This is a genomic window from Azohydromonas lata NBRC 102462 (genome assembly GCF_001571085.1).
Taxonomy (GTDB): Bacteria; Pseudomonadota; Gammaproteobacteria; order Burkholderiales; family Burkholderiaceae_C; genus Azohydromonas; species Azohydromonas lata.
In genome coordinates this window covers 15,258-37,752 of sequence record NZ_BCTC01000055.1, presented here as the reverse complement: position 1 = coordinate 37,752, position 22,495 = coordinate 15,258, and the positions used below count along the sequence as shown (strand labels likewise).

The window sequence follows — 22,495 nt, the reverse complement described above, 5'->3', positions numbered from 1 at the left end:
CTCAATGGCCGGTGAACTGTGGTGCGCGCTTCTCGCGGAACGCCAGCGCCGCTTCCTTGACGTCCTGCATCGGCGCCAGCATCGCAAAGAGGTCGAGCTCCAGATCAAGTCCGCTCTTGAGGTCGAGCTGCTGCGCCGCGCGCGCAGCCTGCTTGACATAGGCGGTGGCCATCGGCGGCTTGGCGGCGATTGAATGCGCCAGTGCGGTCACCTCGGCCAGCAACGCTTCCTTGCTGGAGGCCACGCGCGTGACCAGCCCGATGGCACTGGCTTCCTGCGCGCTCATGCGTGCGCCGGTGAGCAGGATGTCCAGGGCACGGCCCGGGCCCACAACGCGCGGCAGCCGCTGCGTGCCACCACCGCCCGGGATGAGGCCCAGCCCCGTCTCCGGCAGCGCCAGCACGGCGTCCGGTGCTGCGAAGCGGATGTCGCAGGCCAGTGCCAGCTCCAGCCCGCCGCCCATGCAAAAACCGTGGATGGCAGCGATGACGGGCTTCTCGACGCGGTCCAGCGCCTCGATCCAGCGCGCCTTTTCCATGCGGCGGCGCACCTGCAAGGAGTTCTCAGCCTGGCGCTGCTCCTTGATGTCGGCGCCGGCGCAGAAGCCGCGCGGGCCCTCGCCGCGGATCACGATCACACGGATCGCTGGGTCGGCCTCGAGCTCGGCCAGCGCCGCGGGCACGCCGCGGCGGATGTCGTCGTTGATGGCGTTGATCTGGCCCGGGCGGTTGAGCACGATCCAGCCCACACCGGCTTCGCGCTGCACGCGCACGGCGCTCTCCACCGCCGCATCGCCGGCCATGGCGGCCTCCTTGGAAACCATCGTCATGGCCATCTCAGACCTCCTCGAACTCGACGAGCTGGCCCTTCAGGTCAGCCGGCTCGACACGGATCAGCGGCTTGCCACCGACGGCCTCGCACTCGTCAATCCAGGTGAAGCGCGTGCCGCGCCGGCGCAAGTCCTCGGCCTTGGCCGCCAGGCCGTTGACGGCAATGCGGATGTAGTACGGACCCGGCCCCCAGCTGTTGAGGTACAGGCCCGCCTCGCCGTTCCAGCGCGTGGCCTCGATCACGTCCAAGGAGGCACTGTTGGGCAGCGCGAACTCCATGGTCGCGCGACGGTAGCCCTCGCGCTCCAGCAACTCGACCGCCCCGTGGGGTTCCCAGTCCAGGTTCGCGGAGCAGCGGCGCAGCGTCTCGTCGAGGTTGCGCACGAGGAAGCCGCGCGCCGAAACGCGCACCATCTCGCCGGGCTCCGGGCTGCGGGGCTTGGGTGCGGGCGTGGCGAAGGTGTCGGCCGGCAGCTGCAGCGGCTCGGTGGGCATGATCTCGATGCACAGGCCACCGTCGACCGAGGGGTCGTAGCGGGGATCCTCAGGCGTGGCACCGAGCCACAACCGGTCGAAGGGCATGTCGGGCGTGCGTTGTGCCATGCGGAAGCGCAGCCGTCGCCGCATGAGCTTTTCCACCAGCGCATCGAACCGCGCCCCCTGCAGCGCCAGCACGATGGAGTGGGTCAGCATGGGGCGATGCCGGCCCTGGTAGTCCTTGAGGCTTTCCAGGAACTCGTGGAACATCGGGTCGCCCAGATTGGGCTTGTCCAGGTGTCCCTGCGGCTCCACGCGCGTGGGCGAGACGGCCAGCGACTTGTGCACGCGCAGGAAATGCGCGATGTACGGGTGGTCATCGAAGGCTTGGCGCCACCGCTCGTGCTTGTGGATGCCCAGCTTGGCGGCCAGCAGGTCGGCCATGGCATCGGGATCCGACACCATCATGTCAGCGCTCAGCAGCAGGTCGAACATTTGCGACTCCTTGTTGTCGAAGAGTTGGTTCAGGCGGCCGGACGCGGCTGCACGTGGGCCACGGGCTCACGACGCCTGGGATTGAGCAGGAAATGGGACAGCGCAGGAATCAGCACGAGCGCGCCGAGCATGTTCCACAGGAACATGAAGGTCAGCAGGATGCCCATGTCGGCCTGGAACTTGATGGGTGACCAAGCCCAGGTGATCACGCCGGCGGCCATCGTCAGGCCGACCAGGGCCACCACGCGCCCGGTGAAGTCCAGCGAGCGACGGTAGGCCTGTGCCAGCGTGGCGCCGCGGCGCTGCATGGCGATCTGCACGCTCAGCAGGTACAGCGCATAGTCCACGCCGACGCCCACACCTACCGCGATGACGGGCAGCGTGGCCACCTTCAGCCCGATGCCCAGCCACACCATCAGCGCCTTGCACAGGATGGAGGTGATGATCAGCGGGATCATCGCGACCACCGTGGCGGCGATGCTGCGGAAGGTCAGCAGGCACAGCAGCGCGGTGGCACCGTAGACCGCCAGGTACATCTTGACGATGCCGCGCTCGACCTCGATGTTGGTGGCAGCCTCGATGCCTGCGCTACCCGCGGCCAGCAGGAACTGCGTGGGGGTCCTGGCGTCGGGCGCGGTGTTGTGGCGCTGCGCGAAGTCCTCGCTTACCTTCAGCACGCGTGCGAGCGTGTCGGCCTTGTGGTCGCTCAGGTACGCCACCAGCGGGGAAACCGAACAGTCCTGGTTGGTGATGTCAGGCGTGGCGATCATCGCGGCACCGACCGCGGCGTTGGTGATGGCCTGGTCGCGGCTGATGGTGAGCCACTTTCCACTGCCTTCGGACAGGCCGGCGGTGAAGAAGCGGGTCGTCTCGGCGACCGAGGCCGTGGTCTGCACACCCGCGGTCGAGCGCAGCGACTGCGCCAGGTTGTCCATGAGCTGCAGCGACTCGTACAGGCGGCAGCCGTCGGCGCCCGTCTTCATGATGACGACGAACTGGTCACTGGACAGGCCGTAGTGCTCCGTGACGTAGGCGTTGTCGAGGTTGTAGCGGGAGTCGGCGCGCAGCTCGGGTGCGCCGGGATCGAGGTCGCCGATGCGCAGCTGCATCATCACCACCGAACTGATGGCGGTGACCACGAAGGCGGCGCCAATGGTCAGCGATGCGTAACGGCGCTCGGTGAGGCGGTCCAGTCCCAGCCACAGCCGGGCCATCAATCCTTTGCCCTTGCTTGTGTCGTGGTCCTCGGCCAGCGCGCGCTTGGCCGCCGCGGGGCTCACACCGATGTACGACAGCGAAACCGGGATCAGCACGAGCTTGGTGAAGACCAGCACCGAAACGCCAACGCTGGTGGTCAACGCCAGGTCACGAATGACGGGGATGTCGATGATCATCAGCACCGCGAAGCCGACGATGTTGGTCAGCAGCGCCGTGAGACCGGCCATGAACAGCCGACGGAACGTGTAGCGCGCGGCCACGTACTTGTGCGTGCCCCGGCCCACGTCCTGCAGGATGCCATTCATCTTCTGTGCGCCATGCGACAGCCCGATGGCGAAGATCAGGAACGGCACCAGGATGGAGTACGGGTCGAGCTCGTAGCCGAGCAGCTGCATCAGCCCCAGCAGCCAGACCACGCCCGCCGTGGCCACCGTCACCAGCAGCACGGTGGAGCGCACACAGCGCGTGTAGGCCAGCACGAATACCGCCGCCACCAGCACCGATGCGCCGAAGAACAGCATGACCTCGTGCAGGCCGGCGATCAGGTCGCCCACGATCTTCCCGAAGCCCACGATGTGGACGCCGACCTTGTCGCTTTCGAAGGAGCGGATCTTCTGTTCCAGCGCACGCGAGAAGGCGCCGTAGTTCAGCGGCTTGCGGGTGTTGGGATCGAGCTCCAGCAGCGGCGCGACGATCATCGTGGACTTCAGGTCGTTGGCGACCAGGCTTCCCACGATGCCCGCACGCGTGATGTTGAGCTTGAGCTGCTCGATTGACTCGGGCGATCCGCTGTAGTCCTGCGGCATTACCGGCCCGCCGCTGATGCCCTCCTCCGTCACCTGACGCCAGCGCACGATGGGCATCCACAGCGACTTCATCCACGAGCGGTCGACGCCCGGGATGAGGTAGAGCGTGTCGTTGACCTTGCGCAGCGTCTCGAGGTACTCGGGATCGTAGATGTTGCCGGTCTTGTTCTCGACGACGATGCGGATGGTGTTGCCCAGGCCGGGCAGCTCCTTGCGGTTGTCGAGGTAGTTCTTGATGTACGGGCTCGACGTCGGAATCATCCGGTCGAAGCTCGCATTGACGTCGAGCTTCAGCGCGAAGAAACCGAAGACGACCGTGGCCAGCAGGCACAGCGCCAGCACCAGGGCACGGTGGTTGAAGATCAGGCGTTCGGCCCGGTTGCCGGAGTGGACGTCGAAGTCCCGCGGGTCGGCGATCACCGGCATGCCGCCGGTGTTTTCGGTATGGCCGCTCATGGCGTGAGTCCTTGAATCGTGGTGCGCGCGCGCCAGGTCATTGCAGGGAGTAGCCCGTCAATTCGACGACGCGGATGCCGTTGATCTGCCCGAAGACCAGGCCCTTGCTGCCGGCAGCCACAGCAGAGAGAACCTCGCTCGTGAAGGGCACCTGCAGCGGCTGCACCTTCAGGCTCCCGGGCTTGAGGGCGAGCACATGTCCGGCCTGCGACACCAGCAGCACGCGGTCGTCGCCGGCATTCACGGCGGCGACGATATGGGCGTCGATGCCGGTGTCGACCTTGTCCCACTGCTGGCCATCGTTGCGGCTGAGGTAGACATTGCCGCGCAGTCCGTAGGCCAGCAGGCGGCCGGGCTGCACGTCGACGCCGAAATACGTTCCCTTGTACGGCGTGGCTACCTTGACGAAGCGGCCCTGCTGACGGTCCAGCCGCAGCAGCAGCCCCTGCTCGCCGGCGACGTACAGGCGCTCGGCCGTACCCGATACACCGTAGAGGTGGAAACGACTGTCGTTGTCCACATGCTCGATCCACGGCACCCAGGTCTTGCCGTGGTCGGCCGTGCGCAGGATCAGGCCGAATGCGCCCACGAGGTAGCCCTCGCCGTTGGCCCCGAACCAGACGTCGAGGAAGGGCGCTGGCAGCACGCCGGGCGTGGCCGACTGCTCCATCGCCCGCTCAAACTCGTCCAGCATGGCCTTGGCCCGGGCATCTCCCGCCTGAGCAGCGGAGCCATAGGTGGACTGCAGCAGCTTGAGCACCGAGCGGCCGTCGAGCACGCGCTCCCAAGTCGCACCGGCGTCCGCCGAGCGCAGCGCCACGGCATCGTGGCCAACGGCCCAGACGGTATCGCCGGCGGCGAACTTCACCGACACGAGGTCAGCGCTGACGGGCGCGGGCACCTGCTTCCAGCTGCCACCGCCGTCGACGGACAGCAGCACCAGGCCCCGGGGACCGACACCGACCAGGCGGTCACCGCGCCGGGCCAGGCTGCTGACCATGCTGCGTTGTGCGCGCGCCGACGGCGCCGCCGGCGTGTCGAGCACATCCTGTAGGGGCGCCGGCGGGGTTGCAGGGCCGGCGGCCATGACCGCCGCCATGGCCACAACCAGCCCCGCTGCCGAGACGAGACGATGCAAGGAAGGCATTGTGCAGAGACTGTTTTCTGTCAGCGCGCCGTCTCGCGCGTCACGATCGACTCGGGGTTGAGCTCACGCTCGGGCGCTGCCTTCGCCGCGATCGTGTGTCCGCCCACGTTCACGTCGTTGAAGTAGCCGTACATGTTCTTGTTGAAGTCGAAGATGACGTTGCGCACCGCCCAGGGCAGCTTGTGGTCGTACAGCTGGACCATGCCGTTGAAGATGGAGCGGTAGAGCTGGCCGTTCTGGTCGAATGCGTCGTACAGGCCGGCGCCGGTCATGTCCTCGTCCAGGTAGTAGTTGCGCTTGGAGTACGCGTGGCGCATGCCGGACTTGAGGGTCGCCTCGACGACCCAGACGCGGTGCAGTTCCCAGCGGTGGCAGTCCGGATTGGCGTACTTCGGCTTGAGCGCCATCTCGACCGTAGGGCATTCGAACGAGCCCTTGTACTCGTTGTAGGGGATGTACATCTCCTTCTTGCCCGCGAGCTTGTAGTCGAAGCGGTCGAGCTTGCCCGAAACGATGAACAGCTCATCGAACAGCGTGAGGCCGCCCTGGCTGGCCACCGGGGTGTCGTAGGAGAACTCGGGCGACTGGCGCACGCGGCGTTGCCCCGGCGTGTAGCTCCAGGCCTTGCGCGGCGTGGCCACCGGGTCGATGAAGTCAGTGAGGCCGGTGGCGGCGCCGGCCAGGCGGGCCGGTTGCTTGGTCACCGAGAACACGCGCCACGCCATGTTGGGATCGCGGTCGGTCAGGTCGGCCTGGTACCACACCGGGTCGGTGTAGGTGCTCTGCTCGGACGTCATGGTCGGCTTGCCCGACGTGTCAACGACCCAGGAGCGCGACGCCGAGGTCGTGATCGCGGTGTCGCCCTGGTAGTGCAGGATCTGGTTCCACATCGCCTCCAGGCCGTTCTTGGGGATGGGGAACGGCAGGCCGCCGCGGCAGGCCGTATCGACGGCGATGCCGTCGCGCAGCGTCTTGCAGCTGGTCGCATTGCGCACCGTGGCCTTGAGCATCTTCTCCGGATAGGCCGCAGAGCGGCGGCTCGGATAGATGTCGAGGTAGTACTCGGGATTGTTCTTGAGCAGGTGCTTCTGGCCGTCGCTGAGCTTGTCGGCGTACTTTTCCCAGTTCTTCGAGTCGATCCGGAACAGGGGCTTGTCGTCCTTGAACGGGTCGACCCACTTGCCGGTGCCGGGCTTGAAGCCCGCCGGCGCCGTGGTGACGCCACCGGTGTAGGCCGGGATGGAGCCGTCGGCGTTGCCGGCCTTGGTTGCGCCGAACTCGGTCAGCGTGTTGCCCAGCTGTTTGGCCTCGTCCGCCGAGACTGCGGCCAGCGCGGGTGCCGCCAGGGCTGCGAGCGCCACGGCGCCCAGGGTTTTCTGCAGGTTCATGTGTCGGTCTCCGTAATCTGGGTTCAGAACGCGGTGCGGTAGGTAAAGACGAGCCAGCCGCGGTCGGTTGCGCCGATGCTGCCTCCCGATGCGCCCCCGCCGATGAGCGCGGTTCCTGCGGCGTTGTACTTGCGCGGCGCGCTGATGTCGGCGTACCGCAGTGAGAATTCGTGCTTGGACTGATACGTCATGTTGGCGCCGATCGACCAGGTCAACAGCTTCTCGAAGCCGCCGCTGCCGGAGGGCGCCACGCCCTTGATGCCGTAGTTGACGGTAATGGGCACCGACAGGTCCCACGACGGCAGGATGCCCAGGTACTGCGGCGTGAAGTTGAACGCGACCTGCCAGAAATTGCGGCTCGAGCACGCGTCGGACTCGTCGCCGGGCACTGCCGGCACGCCGCCCGAGCCGGTGCCCGTGCGCACGCAGCCGGCATAGCCCACGCCCTTGTACAACTGCTCGTTGGTCGTGACCTTGTCCAGGCGGCTGTAGGCAATCTCGGCCGCCACGCTGCCGGTTTCGAACAACGCGGTCTTGGGCAGCAGGTACGTGCCGTTGGCCACGGCATGCCAGGTGTTGCCGCGCGCGCCGGTGTCCAGGGTCGGGGCCGCGTAGCTGCCGACGGTGTTGAGCGCAGCGTTCTTGCGGTACGAGAGATCCGCGCCGAAGCTCACCGGGCCGATCGGACGCGCCAGGCTCAGGCCGATCAGCTTGGTGTTCTGCGGGTAGACGAAGCGGAAGGTCGCCGGCAACGGTCCGGCGAAGCTTCGGAACTGGATGCCGTTCTCCGGGTTGTAGTCGTCGAACTCCCGGTAGTACAGGCCGATCGTCGAATTGATGGGCTCGACGTTCATGCGCGCGCTCAGGCCCCAGTTGCCGCGCTGCCGAGGCTTGCGCGCCTCGGCGTTGGTGGCGGCGATGCCGTTGGGGAAGGCCGCATTCGGCCCCACGATGCTCAGGCGGTCGACGTTGGGCGAGGTGTCGGATCCCGACAGGTAGGTGCCCCCGTTGGGAGCACGGGTTTCCTCCCACTCGAAAAAGTACTGGCCTGCAAGCGTCAAGTCGCTGGTGGCCTGCACCTTGAACGAGACCTGGTTCAGCGGCAGGAACAGTTCCTTGGTCTCGATGCCGGGGCTGGCCACCGCCTTCTGACCATCCAGCGGTGCCTGGGAATACGAGATCGCATGGGCACCGATGAGCAGGCCCTCGCCCCACACGAGGGAGTGCCGCCCCAGCTTCACGTTGACGGGCACCTCGCCCACGTTGAAGTTGGTCCAGACGAAGGCATCCAGCAACTCGCCCGAGGGTCCGTTGATGTAGCGCTTGACGTGGTTGTTGTAGGTATTGTTGAAGTAGCTGGTCACGCCACCGGCGGGCGACGTCACCGTGCGGTCGGAATAGGCATCGTCGTACCAAGCGGTGGCGCTGATACGTGCGCCGAACTGACCCTTGTAGTTGAGGTCGAATTCGCTGAGCAGGTCAAGGCGGTTGGTGACGATGTCGTGCTTGCCGAACTTGGCGTCCGACTCGTCGTAGGGCGCGCTGGCCAGGATCCGCGGATCCTGCTTCTCCATGCGGGTGCCAAGGTTGTAGCGCACGGTGTTGTCCCACCGGGCCTTCAGGTCCGGATTGCCGAAGTCCAACTCCATTGCCGAGGCGTGGGTGCCCCAGACCGCCAGCACTGCGGCCACAGCACGCAGCCGGCGCTCATCCCTCTTGGTCCGCGTGAACTTTTTCATGTGCCTTGTCTCCATCGCCTGGTTAACTTTGTCGGGTACGACAGCCCGGCCATCTGAGGCCAGGAAGGGCTGCGATGCATGTGCGCAGGATCAAGGCCCCTGGGCCCGGCGACTGCCGCAATTCTGCATTGCGATGGGAATTCTAAGAATAGAATTTGAACAGATGCTCAGAGTTTGTACCTATAAAACTCCGCAACGTCTGCCTTGCAACCTTGTGTTTGCCTGGCTGCTGCTACCAGGAAGGAGCCCATTTGCTTGGCAATGCAACCCGGGTTTGCCCCAGGCAGGCAAGCCTGTTGCAAGCGAGCGCGCAGGCACGGAGCTGTTCAGCAGGCTCTCTGAGCCGGCGATGCAATACGGCGCACAGCTGGGTAGCGCCGGATTCTGGTGAGGGCGCCATTCCTGCAGGTCGGCAAGAGCCTTGGCGTCGTGCTGCAGAGTGAGGGCAGGTGCCAGTTGGCAACAACCCCATCAGGCGAGTCCGGTCCACTCCGACGACCTCCTGTATTAATAAACAGATTCTTGGAATCTGTTCACATTTTGTTCTATCATCGATACGCACAGCGATTTCGCCGCATGTCCATTCGTACCCGCCCTGGCCATGCGCGTAGCGCGCTTCCATGACCGCGGCCGTGGCTCTCTCGTCACAAGGCCCGTCCGCCGACCCAACCCGACTTTGAGCTGCTAGCAAGGAAACGCCATGCCCCACATCCACTATGTCGCTGCCGATGGCAGCCGCACCGAACTCCAGGCCGATGCCGGTGTGAGCGTCATGCAGGCCGCCCTCATGGGCGGCCTTCCCGGCATCAACGCCGACTGCGGCGGCGCCTGCCAGTGCGCCACCTGCCATGTCTATGTGGATGAAGCCTGGACATCCAAATTGCCCCCGGCGGAAGACATGGAAGACGCCTTGCTTGACTGCACCGCGGAGCCACGCCAGCCGGGCAGCCGTCTTTCGTGCTGCCTCACGATGAGCGCGGAACTTGACGGTATCGTCGTGCGCCTGCCCGCCGCGCAGGCCTGATTCGCGCTTCACGAGTTCCGGCACATGCTTTGTCGGGCCTCGCTTCCCGGCCGCACGGCCCCAGCCCGCATATCCCAAGGTCCTTGTGCCATGCGCGGCACCACGCTGCGCGGCAGCGCGGCGTGCAATTTGCAGTTTGCAGCGTGTGCGGGCGAAGGACTCCCTCCTCATACCTGCTCTGGCGCCGCTGTGCTCGACAGGCCAGCCCGGACTGACTGGCCATCTCGCCTGCAATCGACCCTGCCATTCGCGCTTTGGCATGAGCCTGCTGCGTTTTAGTGACCCTGGGAACGCATGCGACTCTCAGAGTAAACACCAGTGTCACCATGACGAAAGATGAACATACTGCACGCATCTGTTCATTTTCAAGTCCGTCATGAGCCGCACTCTTCTTGCCGCCCCTGAAGTGCCTGCCGATCCCGTGGCGGTGGCCAAGTCCCTGGCACCGTTGCTGGCACGGTACGCCGAGGAGGCCCAGGCGTTGCGCCGCCCCACGGATGGAGCCATTGCGGCGCTGCGCGAGGCAGGCCTGCTGGGGATGATGTTCCCGCGTCGCGCAGGGGGCACTGGCCACAAGCTCATCACACATGTGGAGACGGTGGCCGCGCTGGCCCGTGGCTGCCCGGGCACGGCCTGGGCGTTCGGGCTGCTTTCGGGGGTCACCGCCTCGGCCGCCTCTATGCCGCCGGCAGTGGGCCAGCGCGTGTTCAGCCGTGGAGACGAACTGGTGTGCAGCGTGGCGGGTCAAGCCGGTACCGCCCGGCCTGACAAAGACGGTTACATCGTCAACGGCAACTGGGGCTACGCCTCTGGTTGCATGCACGCGGCGTGGGCACTCAATGGCGTGCGCATCCTTGACGACGCGGGCAGTGTGGTGGATGCCGGCTTCGCCTTCCTGCCCCTGCCGCACGGGCCGCATGCCGATGCCACCGTGTCCGTGCTGGACACCTGGCATGTCGCCGGGCTGGCGGCTTCGGGCAGCCACACGGTACAGGCCAGGGACACTTTTGTGCCAAACGTGATGGTGCTGCGCTTCTCGCAGCTGCGCGCAGCAGCGGCCGGCGCACCAGCCTCGGCGCTGGAGCCGCGTGACCGCTGGCCGGTCGAGCCGTTGTTCCCGCTGGGAGTGCTTTCGCCCATGCTCGGAGCGGCCGAGGAGTTGCTCGAACAGGTCAAGGCCAACCTGCCGCGGCGCACGACGGTGGGCTGGAACTACCCGACCCAGGCCGATTCCCAGACGCTGGTGGGGCAGCTTGGCGAGGCGGCGCTGGAAGTTGACTCCGCCTGGCTGCACGTCCGTCGCGCGGTGGCGATGATTGACGACACCGCGCAGCTGCGTCCGCTGTCCGGCCGGGAAAAGGCACGCATCCAGGCCGACTGCGGCTACGCGATGCGGCAGCTGCGCCGAGCGGCTGATCGGCTCATGGACATCGCCGGCCCGGGAGCCTTTGCCACCTCCAGCGCGCTGCAGCGCCTGTGGCGTGACTTGAGCCTGGGCAGCCGCCACACCGCGCTCAACGCGATGCTGGGCAGTGAGCTCTATGGCCGCGCGCTGCTGGGGCAGCCGTCGAATCTGGCACTGCTGGCCGACATCGGGGAGCCGGCATGAGAAAGCAAGCCGTCGCGGCCGCAGGCGAGCCGCTGCCACAAGGGCACACCAACGCCGATGCATCGCCTGCTCAGGACCACCGCGTGCGCGTCGCCGAGATCAAGCGCGAGCGCATGCGCGAGCGCCTGATCGAGGCCACCATGGCGGCGTATCTCGAGTGCGAGCCCGGCCACCACCCGGTGGTCGACGACGTGATCCGCATCGCCGAGGTCTCTCGCGGCAGCTTCTACAAGCATTTCGAGGCCATCGACGAGGTCTTTGCCGAGATAGGCCGGCGCATGGCCCGCGAGATGCTGCAGACCTATGGACGCCTGACCGCGTCGTTGCAGGATGGCGCCGCACGCATGGCCCTGGGCCCGCTCATGGCGCTGGTGCGCGCCGCGATGGAGCCCCGCCACGGCGCCTTCATCGCGCGCGTGGACTTCATCGAGTTCCTGGCCAGTGATGAGCCTCGTGCCAGCCTGGTCGCGATGAGCCTGCACGAGGGGCGCTTGCATGGTGCGGTGACCTTCGACTCGATACAGGCCGCCATGGACCTGGTCGTGGGCACCACTGTCGAAGGTGCACGACGCATCGTGCGCACGCGCACGCTCGACGGTGGCTACATCCGGGAACTTGCAGGCATGGTGCTGCGCGGCCTGGGCGTCTCGCCGCTGGCCGCAGACCGTGCTGTGAGCCAGGCGTGGCAGCGGCTGGTTGACGAGTCGACCACGCTGTCCTGGTGGAAGCCGGTGAGCCCGGCCTGAATTTCAATTCGCCGCATCCTCGCAAGGAAACGTATGCCTTCAAGCACGATCTACGACACCGCCATTGTCGGCGGTGGCCACAACGGGCTGGCCGCAGCCTGCTACCTCGCCGCGGAAGGCCGCAAGGTCGTCGTCATCGAGGCCTTCCACAAGGTCGGCGGCATGGCGTCCTCGGGCTACTTGATACCGGAGGCGCCGCAGCACCTGGTGCATCCCTGCGCCCTGGACCTGATGTCGTTGCGAGTGCATCCCATGATGCCGCAAGAGCTCGAACTCGACCGCCACGGTTTCCGCCACGTGGAGATGACGCCCGCCTACGCCTACCTGCATCCGGACGGCAGCTCGCTGGTGTTCTGGCGCGACATCGAGAAGACGGCGGCCGAATTCCGCCGCTTCTCCGAGTCCGATGCCAAGGAGTTCCTGGCACTGATGCAACTGGTCAACGCCTTCATCGACATGGCGATTCCGATGATGCGGGTGGACCCGTCGCAGCGCAACCTGGGAGCCAAGTGGGAGGCGCTCAAGGCCGTGCTGCGCAACAGGCACCTGAAGCCCGAGATCATGGCGCTGGTGGGCTCCCCGGCCTACACGTCGATCATGGAGCGCTTCGAGCATCCTGTGACCCAGTCGGCGCTGTGCAGCCTGCTGGGCGCGGCCGGTCCGATCACCAACGAGGCCACGGGCATCTACTTCGCACTGCTGGGCTTCATCCAGCGTTTCGGCGTGGGCCGTGTCATCGGCGGCATGCAGAGCATCTCCGACGCCCTGGCCTCGCGCTTGCGGGAACTCGGCGGCGAGATCCGTGTGTCCTCGCCGGTGGCGGAGATCGTCGCGCGCAACGGGCGCGCGCAGGGCGTGCGCCTGGTCGATGGCAGCATGGTGCATGCCAGCGCCGTGATCGCTTCCATCCACCCGAAGGTCGCCTTCGAGCTCGTCACGCCCGGCGCCATCGAGCGCAGGCTGCTCACCCGCATGGCACTGGCGCCGGCCAACGCGCATGGTGCCTCGCCGCTGAAGGTGGATGTGGCCCTGCGCGGCCGGGTGCAGGTGGGCAAGCACCAGGCGATGCGCACCGACGGCGTGGACCTGCGCAAGTGCGTGCTGCTCGTTGGCACGGTGGAGGCCGTGCTCGAGAACTTCCGCTCCAGCGCTCGCGGCGAGGTCCCCAAGCTGCCGTACCTGTGGGTCACGGCGCCCAGCGCGGTGGATCCGTCGCAGGCACCCGAGGGCCAGGACGTGGTCTACCTGTACCCGGTGGCCATGCCCGTGAACCCCAACGAAGGCTGGGACGCGATTCGCCAGCGCGTGGGCCAGATGGTCATCGACCAGGCCGACGCGTACATGCACGGCATCAAGGCGCTTGAGATCGGCCGCCGTGTGGAGGCGGCGCCTGACCTGGCCCACCGGCTCAACGTGCACAACGGCTGCGTGGTGCACATCGACACCGCCACCACCCGCTCGTCGCTGATGCGCCCGGCCGCAGGACTGGGCGGCGATACGCTGCCGGTGGCAGGACTTTTCCTGGGCGGGGCCGGTATCCACCCGGGTGGGGGCATCAACGGGCTGCCGGGCCGCATCGCCGCCGGCCGCGTCCAGCGCTACTTGGCCACGGCGCCCAAGGCCGTCGCCTCCGGGGCCGTGCAGGACGGTGCGCGCGACGGTGCGCCACAGGCGCGCTCCTCCTACTGAGCTGTCCATTTCGAGGTGACCGAGGTGACCCAGCCACCAAGCCAGCCCACGCCCGAGGCATCGCGTATCCGCAGCCCCCTTTTCGACCAGGTCTTGCACTGGAAAACGGGCCACAGGCAGGCGTTCATGGGCCTGTATCGCCGCATGGCCCACGCGAGAGTGACGCTGGAGTACGTCGGCAAGCACCAGGCCAGCGGCGATGGGGCCTGGGATGACGTGGAGCCGCGGTCGGACACCTGCAACCGGCAACCGGCAACTGCAACTGCAACTGCAACTGCAGATGGTGGAGTGTCTGGTCAATGGCTCCGAAGCCGCACGCTGCCTGCGCAGCCGCTGGCCAGGGCCGCAAACCTTTTCCACTGGCATCGAGCTCCACAGCTTGCGTGCCGGCGCGCTGCACGCGCGGTTCTTTCATTGATTCCATGGAGGCAGCGAACGTGAAACGATTCGAAGGCAAGTCGGCGCTGGTCACTGGTGCCGGCCGTGGCATCGGTCGCGCCATTGCACAGGCGCTGGCCGCCGAAGGAGCGCGTGTGCTGGTGTCGGCGCGTACCCGCACTCATGGCGAGGCTGTGCTTGCGGCCATCCAGGAGCGCGGTGGCGAGGCCGTGCTTGCGGTGGGCGACATCGGCGTGCGCGAGGACATGCGTGCCACGGTGGCTGCAGCCGTGGAGGCCTTTGGCGGCCTGGACATCGCCGTGCACTGTGCGGCCGATGCAGCGATGGGGCGGGTGGCCGACATGGACGAGTCTGCGTTCGACCGCCAGGTCCACGCCAACATCCACTCGCTGTTCTGGTTGGCCCGTGATGCGCTGCCGGCGCTCTCGCGCGCAAGCGACAAGGGGCGGCTGATCTACATCTCCTCGGGCGCGGCCAACCGCAGCTTCACGCCGGGGCTGATTCCCTACATGGCCAGCAAGGCCTACATGAACGCCTTCGCGCGCGGCCTGGCCAACGAGGTGGGTCACCAGGGGGTGCTGGTCAACGTGGTGGAGCCCGGGTTGATTGCCTCCGACCGCATGCGCGAGCACCTGAGCGACGACTACAGCGCCCGCATTGCCCGGCCCTTTCCCGTGCCCCGCCCGGGCCTGCCCTCGGAGATCGCGGCGGCGGTACTGTTCCTGGCCTCCAGTGATGCGGCCTACATCACCGGCACGTCGCTGCTGGTGGACGGCGGCGCGACGATGGCGCCCATCGCGGGCATCGAGGACCAGCTTTGAAGCCCGTGGCCTCGTCTCACAGCCAAGCTGGTCTGCCGGCCGGCCCGCACGGCGAGATCCGGCGCGGCTGGCCCGTGCTGTTCATGGCCCTCGCCGGTGTAAGCACCAGCGTCAGCGCGCTGCTGCTCTACAGCTTCGGTGCGCTGGTGGTCCCACTGCAGGAAGCCTTTGGCTGGACACGCGCCGAGCTGCAGCTCACCTCCAGCTTCATTGCCGCAGGAGGGGCGTTGTCCGTCAACGCCGTGGGCTGGCTCAATGCGCACCATGGCATGCGCCGCATCAGCGCCGTGTCGCTGCTGGCGCTGTCGCTGGGGCTGCTGGCCATGACGCAGCTGCAAGGCTCCATTGGCTGGCTCTACCTGGGCTACTTTCTCCTGCCCTTCCTGGGCCTGGGGACCACCCCGGTGACCTGGACCCAGTGGGTCAACCTTTGGTTCGAACGCCACCGCGGGTTTGCGCTGTCATTGGCGCTGTGCGGCACCGGCGTGGCCGCGGCTGCGCTGCCCCCGGCCATCACCTGGGCCGTGGGTCGGTGGGACTGGCGCGCCGGCTACGTGGTGCTGGCCCTGCTGCCCTTGCTGCTGACGCTGCCCTGGGCCCTGCGTGCGCTGCCAACCCGGTCCCAGGCACAGGCAGGCGCCGCGGCTGCGTTGCCCCTGGCGGGGATGCGCTTTGCGCAGGCGGTGCGCAGCCATCGGTTCTGGTTGTGCAACGTCGCGCTGGCGCTGGTGGTGGCGGGCGTGGTGGGCATGGTGGCCAACACCGTGCCGCTGCTGCGTGACCTGGGTCTGTCGGCGACTGCGGCCGGTGCCGTCTTCAGTGTCTTCGGCGCGGCGCTCATCGCCGGGCGGCTGCTGGTGGGCGTGCTGTTGGACCGCCTGTGGGCGCCGGGCGTGGCGGCCGTCACGCTGAGCCTGCCGGCACTGGGCTGCGCCATTTTCCTGCACGCCGACGCCAGCACACCTCTGGCGCTGCTCATGCTGGGCACCGCTTTGGTAGGCGCAGGCTCGGGTGCGGAGTTCGACATCGCGGCCTACCTGGTGGCCCGCTACTTCGGGATGCGCGACTACGGCAAGGTCTTCGGCGTGCACCTGGGCGTGGCCACGGTCGGCTCGGCCGCGGCGCCCTTCCTGTTTGCGGCGCTGCTGCGCTCGGGCAGCGGCTACGGACCGTTGCTGCTGGTGTGCATCGCCTGCTTCCTCTTCGGCCCCTTGCTGCTGCTGGCACTGGGCCGCTACCCGCGGTTCGACACCGCCGTGGACGAGCCTTGCGCCGCCGGCACGCCCGTGCGGGCCACTTGAGTTCTTACCCTGAGACAACCACTGGAGACCATCATGAGCAACGTATCGAACGCTGAAAAGCTGGAGCAGGCCTACGCCAGCGTGTCCGACACCTACCGCGGCTTGACCGACGACCTCTACGGCGCGTGCCGCCAGATGCGCGAAACGACGCCTGTCTACGAAGGCGACTACATCGCCAAGTTCCTCGGCGTGCCGACCAACGCCGGGTTGCAGGCCGGCACCAGGCCGACCTACGCGGTGTTCAAGTACCAGGACGTGATGAACGTGCTCAAGGACGCCAAGCGCTTCACCAGCAGCTTCATCCTCGAGGGCATGGGCAAGGTCTGGGACGGGCTGATGATCCTGGGCATGGACGGCGAGGCGCACCGCCACGTGCGTGCGCTGCTGCAGCCGGCCTTCATGCCGGACAACGTGAACAAGTGGCGCCCCAAGATCGATCGCGTGGTGCGCGAGGACTTCGTGCTGCCGATGCTGCCGAAGAAGAAGGCCGACCTCATGGACATGGGCCTGCACTTCCCGGTGCGGGTGATGTATGCGCTGGTCGGCTTCCCCGAGAACGACGCCGACGAGTACAACCAGTACGCCGCGTGGGCGCTGTCGATGCTGGCTGCCAACCAGCTTGACAAGGCCAAGGCCGAGGAAGGCCGCAAGATCGCCGCCCAGTCGGTCAAGAGCCTGTACGACGCACTGATGGTGCAGGTCAAGCAGCGCCGCGCCGAGGGCGCCAAGGGTGACGACCTCATCAGCCGGCTCATCAACGCCGAGTACGAGGGCCACAAGCTCGACGACCACGAGGTCGCCACCTTCGCCCGCTCGCTGCTGCCCGCCGCCGGTGAGACGACCACGCGCACCTTCAGCGCGGCGATGACGTTCCTGCTCACGGTGCCGGGCCTGGTCGAGCGCGTGCGCAGCGACCGCACGCTGGTGCCCAAGCTCATCGACGAGGCGGTGCGCTTCGAGCCGTCGTCCACCTTCAAGGTGCGCGAAACCGCCGAGGACGTCGAGATCGGCGGCGTCACCATTCCCAAGGGCTCGTTCGTGCAGTGCATGGTGGCCGCGGCCAACCGTGACCCGAGCGTGTTCGAGAACCCCGACGTGTTCGACATCGACCGTCGGCAGAAGCCGTCGTTTGGCTTCGGCTTCGGGCCGCACATGTGCATCGGCCAGTTCGTGGCGAAGCTCGAGTTGCTGTGTGCCATCAACGCGCTGCTTGACCTGTGCCCGAACCTGCGCCTGGACCCTGAGCAGCCCTCGCCCAGGATCGAGGGCGCGCACCTGCGTGGCGCCAAGAGCGTGCACGTGATCTGGGATTGAGCCCGCGGCCCGATCCGCGACCGACCGTACGACAGCAACACGGACAGGACACGACCCATGCGTCACTTCACGAACGTCCCCGAGCGCGCCGACTTCGCCTACCAGTGCCTGGTGGGCCCGCAGAAGGTCAGCGGCGCCAAGCTTGCCGACCTGCGCGACCACTTCGGCCTCAGGCTCACCAAGCACATGCCCTTCGGCAGCGTGCGTGACGAGGAGGGGCACATCTACTCGATGGTGCGCGCCCTCAACGCGCCCGGCAGCACGCCCAACCCCACCAAGTTCATTTACCAGAGCACGCGGCTGGACAACAAGCACATCCGCGTCGACAAGGAGAAGATCGCGCCGCGCGCGCTGACCATGTTCCCGGCGCGCGGGCTGGACAACGACACCGCCTGGTGGGCCAGCCTGGAAGGCGAGCCAGGCCAGCCCTGGCGCCTGACCGCCTCGGGCAGCGCCTTCAGCTGGCGCGAAGAGGGCCTCTTTGACCTGCATGGCAAGCTCATCGGCAACGGCATGCAGTGGTATCTGCCCGGCGTGGACTGGGGCACCTTCTACGTCTCGCAGCTCTACGACGTGGCAGGCACCTGCGAAGGCCGCAAGGTCAAGGGCGTCATCGCGCTGGACCAGGCCTGGATGGCGGAGGGCGGCGCCATCCACATGAGCAAGGACCTGGTGGTCAACCACAAGATGCACGTCATCTGGTGGAGCTTCGCCACCATCTACAAGGACGGCACCTGGGATGCCGGCTCGTTCATGGTCGGGCACGACAACCTCGGCTACGCCATCTTCCAGAACGAGAAGGGCGAGATCCGGTGCACCACCGACATCGAAGGCACGGTGCGGCACAAGGACGGCAGCTGGTTCGCCCAGGACGCACGCATCGTGCTCGAGGGCCAGGAGGAATGGGAGTTCGTGCCCGACCCCAAGGGCGAGATGATCGACTTTGTTGGTGGCTTTCCCATCACCGCACAGCAGGAAGGCCGCTGGCGCCGCGTGGGCGACACGCGCGAGCCCGACCGCTGGATGGCCTGGGGCGAGAGCGACAAGCGCAACGGCAGCGCGCGCAACGTGCGTGGCCAGGAGGCCTGAACAGCATGGACGCCCGAGCCATCGAGGGTTTCCTGCACGCGCAGGTCAAGGCCTGGAACGCCGGCGACAAGGCGGCGTTCCTTGCGGCCTACCGCACGGCTGCGCCAGAGGGCCTGGAGATCGAGTACGTGGGTCGCGGCCCGGCCGCCGACGGCTGGGCCGTGCTCGAGGGCATGTGGGCGCAACAGAGCGCACGCATCGAGATCGAGGAGGTCGCCGCCGTCGTCAACGGCAACGAGGCGGCCTGCCACAACCGCAACCGGCTGCGCGGCACCTCGACGGCCATCGAGACCATCGAGCTCTACCGCTTCGACGCCGGGCGGCTGTCGGTGCGCTACTTCGTGCGCCAGCCGTGAACGCGGTCGCTCCCGTGGAGCAGCCCACCGCCCCTGCGCTGGACCCGCGGGCGTTCCGTGCCGCGCTGGGGAGCTTCGCCACCGGCGTGACCGTCATCACCGCGCGGGCGGCCGATGGCACGCCCGTCGGGCTCACGGCCAACAGCTTCAACTCGGTTTCCCTGGAGCCGCCGATGGTGCTGTGGAGCCTGGCACGCAAGTCGCTGAGCCTGCCGGTGTTCGCACAGGCCCAGCACTGGGCGGTGCACGTGCTCGCCGCGGATCAGGAGGCGTTGTCCACGAGCTTTGCGCGCTCGGGCACGGACAAGTTCGCCGGACTGGCGATGGAGGACGGTCTCGGGGGCGTACCGCTGCTCGAAGGCTGTGCGGCACGCTTCCAGTGCCGCACGGCTTTCCAGCACGAGGGCGGCGACCACCTGATCTTTGTGGGTGAGGTGCTCGCCTTCGATCGGGCCGAGCGCGCGCCGCTGGTTTTCCATGCCGGGCGCTACGCGCTGGCCGCGCGGCGTGACCCGCAGTTGCCGCAAGCCCGCAGCGCCCGCGTGGCCGGGGGCTTGGGCGAAGACCTGCTGGGCTACCTGCTGGGCCGTGCCTACTTCCAGTGCCACCTGGAAATGCGCGAGCGTGCCGCCGCGGCCGGCCTCGATGAGCACCAGTGGGTCATCGTCGCGGCCCTGACCGTGCGCGACGGCGTCGGTGTCGCCGAGTTGGAGGCGGCGCTGGGCTACGTGCTGGACGGCCCCGTGGAGCCCGTACTGCGATCCCTGCGGGCTCAGGGCTGGGTCACGGCCACCGGCAGCGATCCCTCGTCTACCGCCCGCTACACCCTGACCCCTGACGGCCGTGACCGCTCGCTGCACCTGCTGGCTGCGGCCAAGGCGCACGAAGCCGAGCTGCTGGCGCGCTTCGGCTACGACGAGGGCGCGCTGCTGAAGCTGCAACTGCAAAAGTTCATTGCCGCCACCAATCCCGGGCTACCCGACCTCTGGCACGACGCCTGAGGGCAGCCCCTTTCCTGGAGACACCCCCATGCACACCGTGGACCCCGCAGCGGTCGAGCGCTTCATGCTCGGCCAGGTCGCCTGCTGGAACGCACATGACAAGGCTGGCTTCCTGGCCCTCTACCGCGAGATGGCACCGCAGCGGCTGGAAATCGAGTACGTCGGCCGCGACGAACAGGCCGACGGCTGGTTCGTCATCGAGGAGATGTACGACAAGCACAACCACCAGATCACGCTCGACGTGGTGGCGACCATCGTCAACGGCAACGAGGCTGCCGTGCACCACCGCAATTGCATCGTCGGCACCGACCTGGCCATCGAGAGCATCGAGACCTACCGCTTCGAGCCCGGCGCGCTGTACGTGCGCTATTTCCTCAAGCCGCCCGCACCTGGTGCGCTCGAGCTCGATCAATTCCGCGGCTTCGCCGCCGCCAAGGAGGTGTCGGCATGAGCCCCGCTTCAAGCCTGCCCGGCCCGCATCCCGGTCGCTTCAACGGTCAGGTCGCCATCGTCACCGGTGGCGCCTCGGGCATCGGCGAAGCCACCTGCCGCCGCCTGGTGGCCGAAGGCGCGACGGTCGTGATCGCCGACGTCAACGAGGAGCGCGCGCAGGCCCTGGCCGCCGAGCTGGGCCCTGCAGCCAGCGCCCAGGTGTTCGATGCCGCGGACGTCAAAAGCATCGAGCGCCTCGTGCTCGGCACGGTCGAGCGCCTGGGCCGCCTGGACGTGCTGCACAACAACGCCGCGCTCAGCGCGCCGGATATCCACAAGCGCGACAACAACGCCATCGACATCGAGTTCGAGGTCTGGGACCACGTGATGGCGGTCAACCTGCGCGGCTACTTGGCCGGCTGCAAGTACGCTTTGCCGACCATGATCGCGCAAGGCGGCGGCGCCATCGTCAACACCGCCTCCACCGGCGGCTTCGCAGGCGACGTCACGCGCATGGCCTACAGCGTGTCCAAGGCCGCCATCATCGGCCTGACACGCCAGATCGCCACGCACCACGGCAAGCAGGGCATCCGCTGCAACGCCGTGGCACCTGGGTTGGTGCTCACGCCCGGCACCCGGGGTGCCGCGGCCTCCGTGATCGAGGTCATGCAGCGCCACCTGCTGGTGCCGGAGTTCGGCGAGCCCGAGGACATCGCCGCGCTGGTGTGCTTCCTGGCCTCCGCTGAAGCGCGCTACATCAACGGGCAGACCTACATCGCCGACGGCGGCATGCTGGCGCACAACCCCACGATGGCCGACCTCGTCGACATGGCACGCCGCGGTGGCTGAGGACGCGACGCCCGGGCTGCGGGCCCCCTTGTCACGCCCGGCGTTTCGCATGCTGTGGCTGGCCTGGCTGGCCGGCAACATGACCATGTGGATGCACGAGGTGGTCGCGGCCTGGCGCATGGCGCAGCTCACCGACAGCCCGCTGCTGGTGGCCGGCGTGCAGGCTGCAGGCACGCTGCCGCTGTTCCTGCTTGGGCTGGCCAGTGGCGCATTGGCCGATTCGCTGGAGCGCCGGCGCTTCCTGGCCTTCGCACAGGCCTGGATCGCGCTGACGGCCGCGGTGCTGGCCGTGCTGGCGGCGACCGATGCGATGACGCCCGTCACGCTGCTGGTGTTATGCCTGCTCAACGGCGTGGGTCTGGCGCTGCGCTTTCCGGTGTTTTCAGCGCTGGTGCCCGACATGGTGCCGCGCGAGCAGCTGGCCGCAGCGCTCACGCTCAACGCCGTGGCCATCAACCTGACGCGGGTTGTCGGTCCGATCGTGGCGGGTGCCGTGCTGGCCTCGTTGGGCACCGTGGCGGTGTTCGTCCTCAATGCTGCGATGTCGGTACTGGCATGCTGGCTGATCCTGCGTGCCCGCGTGGCCACGCATGCCAGGCCCGCGGCACGCACGCCCATGCTGTCGGCAATCGGCCAGGGCCTGCGCCATGTGCACGGTTCGCCCGTGCTGCGGGCCGTGCTGCTGCGCGCCTTTGTCTTCTTCACGCAGTCGGTGGCGCTGGTGGCCCTGCTGCCACTGCTGGCCAAGCGCATCGGCGCCGATGCCACCACGTACACCGCGCTGCTGGCGGCCATGGGCGCCGGGGCCGTGCTGGCCGCGTTCGCCCTGCCCCGCTTGCCGGCTGCGGCAGCGCGCGATCGAATCGTGGACGCCGGCGTGTGGCTCTACGCCGCGGCTACCGTGGCCGCCGTGTGGGCTCCCGATGCCTGGACACTGGCGCCGGCGCTGGCGCTGTCGGGCGCGGTGTGGCTGTGCGTGGCCAACACGCTGACCATGTCGGCTCAGCTCGTGCTGCCCACCGCGCTGCGCGCGCGCGGCATGGCGATCTACCAGATGAGCATCATGGGCGGCAGTGCCGGCGGTGCGGCGCTATGGGGTGCCGTCGCGGATCGCTCCTCGCTGACCACCGCGCTGCTGGGGTCGGCGGCGGCAGCCGTGGTGCTGCTGCTCGTGACCCGGCGTGTCAGCATCGATGAGCGAGCTGCCCCTGAGCCGTGCCACCCCCCTGGTGCGGCCCGTGGCGCGGCAGCGATGGAGTGACACCGAGCAGGAGCACGTTCCAGGGTTATCCCGGTGCTCAATGAACTG

Annotated in this window: 20 protein-coding genes; 14 read left to right on the top strand and 6 right to left on the bottom strand. The window is 67.6% G+C overall.

Features of this window, described 5'->3' with window-relative positions; translation table 11 throughout:
- Position 1: 1 nt before the first annotated feature.
- Genes ALA01S_RS18680 through ALA01S_RS18655 form a run of 6 tightly spaced genes read right to left on the bottom strand, consistent with a single transcriptional unit; the run spans position 2 to position 8,556 of the window.
- Positions 2 to 829, bottom strand: coding sequence for an enoyl-CoA hydratase/isomerase family protein (locus ALA01S_RS18680; RefSeq protein WP_066339423.1), 828 nt, complete (start codon positions 827 to 829; stop codon positions 2 to 4).
- A 7-nt stretch (positions 830 to 836) separates the two neighbouring features.
- Positions 837 to 1,802 carry a VOC family protein gene (locus tag ALA01S_RS18675; RefSeq protein ID WP_028998275.1) on the bottom strand — a complete coding sequence of 322 codons (966 nt, stop codon included), beginning with the start codon at positions 1,800 to 1,802 and terminating at the stop codon, positions 837 to 839.
- A gap of 29 nt (positions 1,803 to 1,831) precedes the next feature.
- The gene (locus ALA01S_RS18670; protein ID WP_066339386.1) at positions 1,832 to 4,282 is read right to left on the bottom strand and encodes an efflux RND transporter permease subunit; all 2,451 of its coding nucleotides are present in this window, start codon (positions 4,280 to 4,282) and stop codon (positions 1,832 to 1,834) included.
- Positions 4,283 to 4,319: 37 nt separating this feature from the next.
- On the bottom strand, positions 4,320 to 5,420 hold the full coding sequence (locus ALA01S_RS18665) for a WD40/YVTN/BNR-like repeat-containing protein (protein ID WP_169805962.1): 1,101 nt from the start codon (positions 5,418 to 5,420) through the stop codon (positions 4,320 to 4,322).
- A gap of 29 nt (positions 5,421 to 5,449) precedes the next feature.
- Positions 5,450 to 6,817, bottom strand: a complete 1,368-nt coding sequence (locus ALA01S_RS18660) for a DUF1329 domain-containing protein (RefSeq protein WP_066339380.1) — start codon at positions 6,815 to 6,817, stop codon at positions 5,450 to 5,452.
- A 23-nt stretch (positions 6,818 to 6,840) separates the two neighbouring features.
- The gene (locus ALA01S_RS18655; protein WP_066339372.1) at positions 6,841 to 8,556 is read right to left on the bottom strand and encodes a DUF1302 domain-containing protein; all 1,716 of its coding nucleotides are present in this window, start codon (positions 8,554 to 8,556) and stop codon (positions 6,841 to 6,843) included.
- 700 nt (positions 8,557 to 9,256) lie between these two features.
- Between ALA01S_RS18655 and ALA01S_RS18650 the strand changes: the two genes are divergently transcribed.
- The 14 genes from ALA01S_RS18650 (at position 9,257) to ALA01S_RS18590 (ending at position 22,447) form a co-directional block, all read left to right on the top strand.
- Entirely contained in the window at positions 9,257 to 9,580 is a 324-nt protein-coding gene (locus ALA01S_RS18650) for a 2Fe-2S iron-sulfur cluster-binding protein (protein WP_066339369.1), read from the top strand.
- Between the two features lie 376 nt (positions 9,581 to 9,956).
- Positions 9,957 to 11,189 (top strand): acyl-CoA dehydrogenase family protein, encoded by a 1,233-nt coding sequence (locus tag ALA01S_RS18645; RefSeq protein ID WP_084267709.1) that lies wholly within the window; start codon positions 9,957 to 9,959, stop codon positions 11,187 to 11,189.
- Entirely contained in the window at positions 11,186 to 11,935 is a 750-nt protein-coding gene (locus ALA01S_RS18640; RefSeq protein ID WP_066339365.1) for a TetR/AcrR family transcriptional regulator, read from the top strand. Before ALA01S_RS18645 ends, ALA01S_RS18640 begins: the two co-directional genes overlap by 4 nt.
- A 33-nt stretch (positions 11,936 to 11,968) precedes the next feature.
- The gene (locus ALA01S_RS18635; protein WP_084267708.1) at positions 11,969 to 13,624 is read left to right on the top strand and encodes a phytoene desaturase family protein; all 1,656 of its coding nucleotides are present in this window, start codon (positions 11,969 to 11,971) and stop codon (positions 13,622 to 13,624) included.
- A gap of 211 nt (positions 13,625 to 13,835) precedes the next feature.
- On the top strand, positions 13,836 to 14,042 hold the full coding sequence (locus ALA01S_RS33215; RefSeq protein ID WP_157119114.1) for a hypothetical protein: 207 nt from the start codon (positions 13,836 to 13,838) through the stop codon (positions 14,040 to 14,042).
- A gap of 19 nt (positions 14,043 to 14,061) precedes the next feature.
- A complete protein-coding gene (locus tag ALA01S_RS18630; protein ID WP_218011494.1) occupies positions 14,062 to 14,844 on the top strand; it encodes an SDR family NAD(P)-dependent oxidoreductase in 783 nt (260 codons plus the stop codon).
- A gap of 5 nt (positions 14,845 to 14,849) precedes the next feature.
- The gene (locus tag ALA01S_RS18625) at positions 14,850 to 16,145 is read left to right on the top strand and encodes an MFS transporter (RefSeq protein ID WP_066339421.1); all 1,296 of its coding nucleotides are present in this window, start codon (positions 14,850 to 14,852) and stop codon (positions 16,143 to 16,145) included.
- A gap of 33 nt (positions 16,146 to 16,178) precedes the next feature.
- Positions 16,179 to 17,459 carry a cytochrome P450 gene (locus ALA01S_RS18620; protein WP_066339360.1) on the top strand — a complete coding sequence of 427 codons (1,281 nt, stop codon included), beginning with the start codon at positions 16,179 to 16,181 and terminating at the stop codon, positions 17,457 to 17,459.
- A 57-nt stretch (positions 17,460 to 17,516) separates the two neighbouring features.
- Positions 17,517 to 18,548, top strand: a complete 1,032-nt coding sequence (locus ALA01S_RS18615) for a hypothetical protein (protein WP_066339358.1) — start codon at positions 17,517 to 17,519, stop codon at positions 18,546 to 18,548.
- A gap of 5 nt (positions 18,549 to 18,553) precedes the next feature.
- Positions 18,554 to 18,904 (top strand): Cif family virulence factor, encoded by a 351-nt coding sequence (locus ALA01S_RS18610; RefSeq protein ID WP_028998286.1) that lies wholly within the window; start codon positions 18,554 to 18,556, stop codon positions 18,902 to 18,904.
- A complete protein-coding gene (locus ALA01S_RS18605; RefSeq protein WP_238455854.1) occupies positions 18,901 to 19,905 on the top strand; it encodes a flavin reductase in 1,005 nt (334 codons plus the stop codon). The genes ALA01S_RS18610 and ALA01S_RS18605 overlap by 4 nt, the downstream gene beginning before the upstream one ends.
- A 28-nt stretch (positions 19,906 to 19,933) precedes the next feature.
- Positions 19,934 to 20,356 carry a nuclear transport factor 2-like protein gene (locus ALA01S_RS18600; protein WP_064735964.1) on the top strand — a complete coding sequence of 141 codons (423 nt, stop codon included), beginning with the start codon at positions 19,934 to 19,936 and terminating at the stop codon, positions 20,354 to 20,356.
- Positions 20,353 to 21,186, top strand: coding sequence for an SDR family NAD(P)-dependent oxidoreductase (locus tag ALA01S_RS18595; RefSeq protein WP_066339355.1), 834 nt, complete (start codon positions 20,353 to 20,355; stop codon positions 21,184 to 21,186). Before ALA01S_RS18600 ends, ALA01S_RS18595 begins: the two co-directional genes overlap by 4 nt.
- The gene (locus ALA01S_RS18590) at positions 21,179 to 22,447 is read left to right on the top strand and encodes an MFS transporter (protein WP_259375530.1); all 1,269 of its coding nucleotides are present in this window, start codon (positions 21,179 to 21,181) and stop codon (positions 22,445 to 22,447) included. Before ALA01S_RS18595 ends, ALA01S_RS18590 begins: the two co-directional genes overlap by 8 nt.
- The last annotated feature ends 48 nt before the right edge of the window (positions 22,448 to 22,495 follow it).

What these genes read in the sequence shown, in the direction of transcription:
- ALA01S_RS18635 (WP_084267708.1), top strand. Translation starts at nt 11,969, where the DNA reads ATGCCTTCAAGCACGATCTACGACACCGCCATTGTCGGCGGTGGCCAC.
- ALA01S_RS18655 (WP_066339372.1), bottom strand. Translation starts at nt 8,556, where the DNA reads ATGAAAAAGTTCACGCGGACCAAGAGGGATGAGCGCCGGCTGCGTGCT.
- ALA01S_RS18620 (WP_066339360.1), top strand. Translation starts at nt 16,179, where the DNA reads ATGAGCAACGTATCGAACGCTGAAAAGCTGGAGCAGGCCTACGCCAGC.
- ALA01S_RS18680 (WP_066339423.1), bottom strand. Translation starts at nt 829, where the DNA reads ATGACGATGGTTTCCAAGGAGGCCGCCATGGCCGGCGATGCGGCGGTG.
- ALA01S_RS33215 (WP_157119114.1), top strand. Translation starts at nt 13,836, where the DNA reads ATGACGTGGAGCCGCGGTCGGACACCTGCAACCGGCAACCGGCAACTG.
- ALA01S_RS18600 (WP_064735964.1), top strand. Translation starts at nt 19,934, where the DNA reads ATGCACACCGTGGACCCCGCAGCGGTCGAGCGCTTCATGCTCGGCCAG.
- ALA01S_RS18640 (WP_066339365.1), top strand. Translation starts at nt 11,186, where the DNA reads ATGAGAAAGCAAGCCGTCGCGGCCGCAGGCGAGCCGCTGCCACAAGGG.
- ALA01S_RS18650 (WP_066339369.1), top strand. Translation starts at nt 9,257, where the DNA reads ATGCCCCACATCCACTATGTCGCTGCCGATGGCAGCCGCACCGAACTC.
- ALA01S_RS18660 (WP_066339380.1), bottom strand. Translation starts at nt 6,817, where the DNA reads ATGAACCTGCAGAAAACCCTGGGCGCCGTGGCGCTCGCAGCCCTGGCG.
- ALA01S_RS18645 (WP_084267709.1), top strand. Translation starts at nt 9,957, where the DNA reads ATGAGCCGCACTCTTCTTGCCGCCCCTGAAGTGCCTGCCGATCCCGTG.
- ALA01S_RS18610 (WP_028998286.1), top strand. Translation starts at nt 18,554, where the DNA reads ATGGACGCCCGAGCCATCGAGGGTTTCCTGCACGCGCAGGTCAAGGCC.
- ALA01S_RS18670 (WP_066339386.1), bottom strand. Translation starts at nt 4,282, where the DNA reads ATGAGCGGCCATACCGAAAACACCGGCGGCATGCCGGTGATCGCCGAC.
- ALA01S_RS18675 (WP_028998275.1), bottom strand. Translation starts at nt 1,802, where the DNA reads ATGTTCGACCTGCTGCTGAGCGCTGACATGATGGTGTCGGATCCCGAT.
- ALA01S_RS18615 (WP_066339358.1), top strand. Translation starts at nt 17,517, where the DNA reads ATGCGTCACTTCACGAACGTCCCCGAGCGCGCCGACTTCGCCTACCAG.
- ALA01S_RS18595 (WP_066339355.1), top strand. Translation starts at nt 20,353, where the DNA reads ATGAGCCCCGCTTCAAGCCTGCCCGGCCCGCATCCCGGTCGCTTCAAC.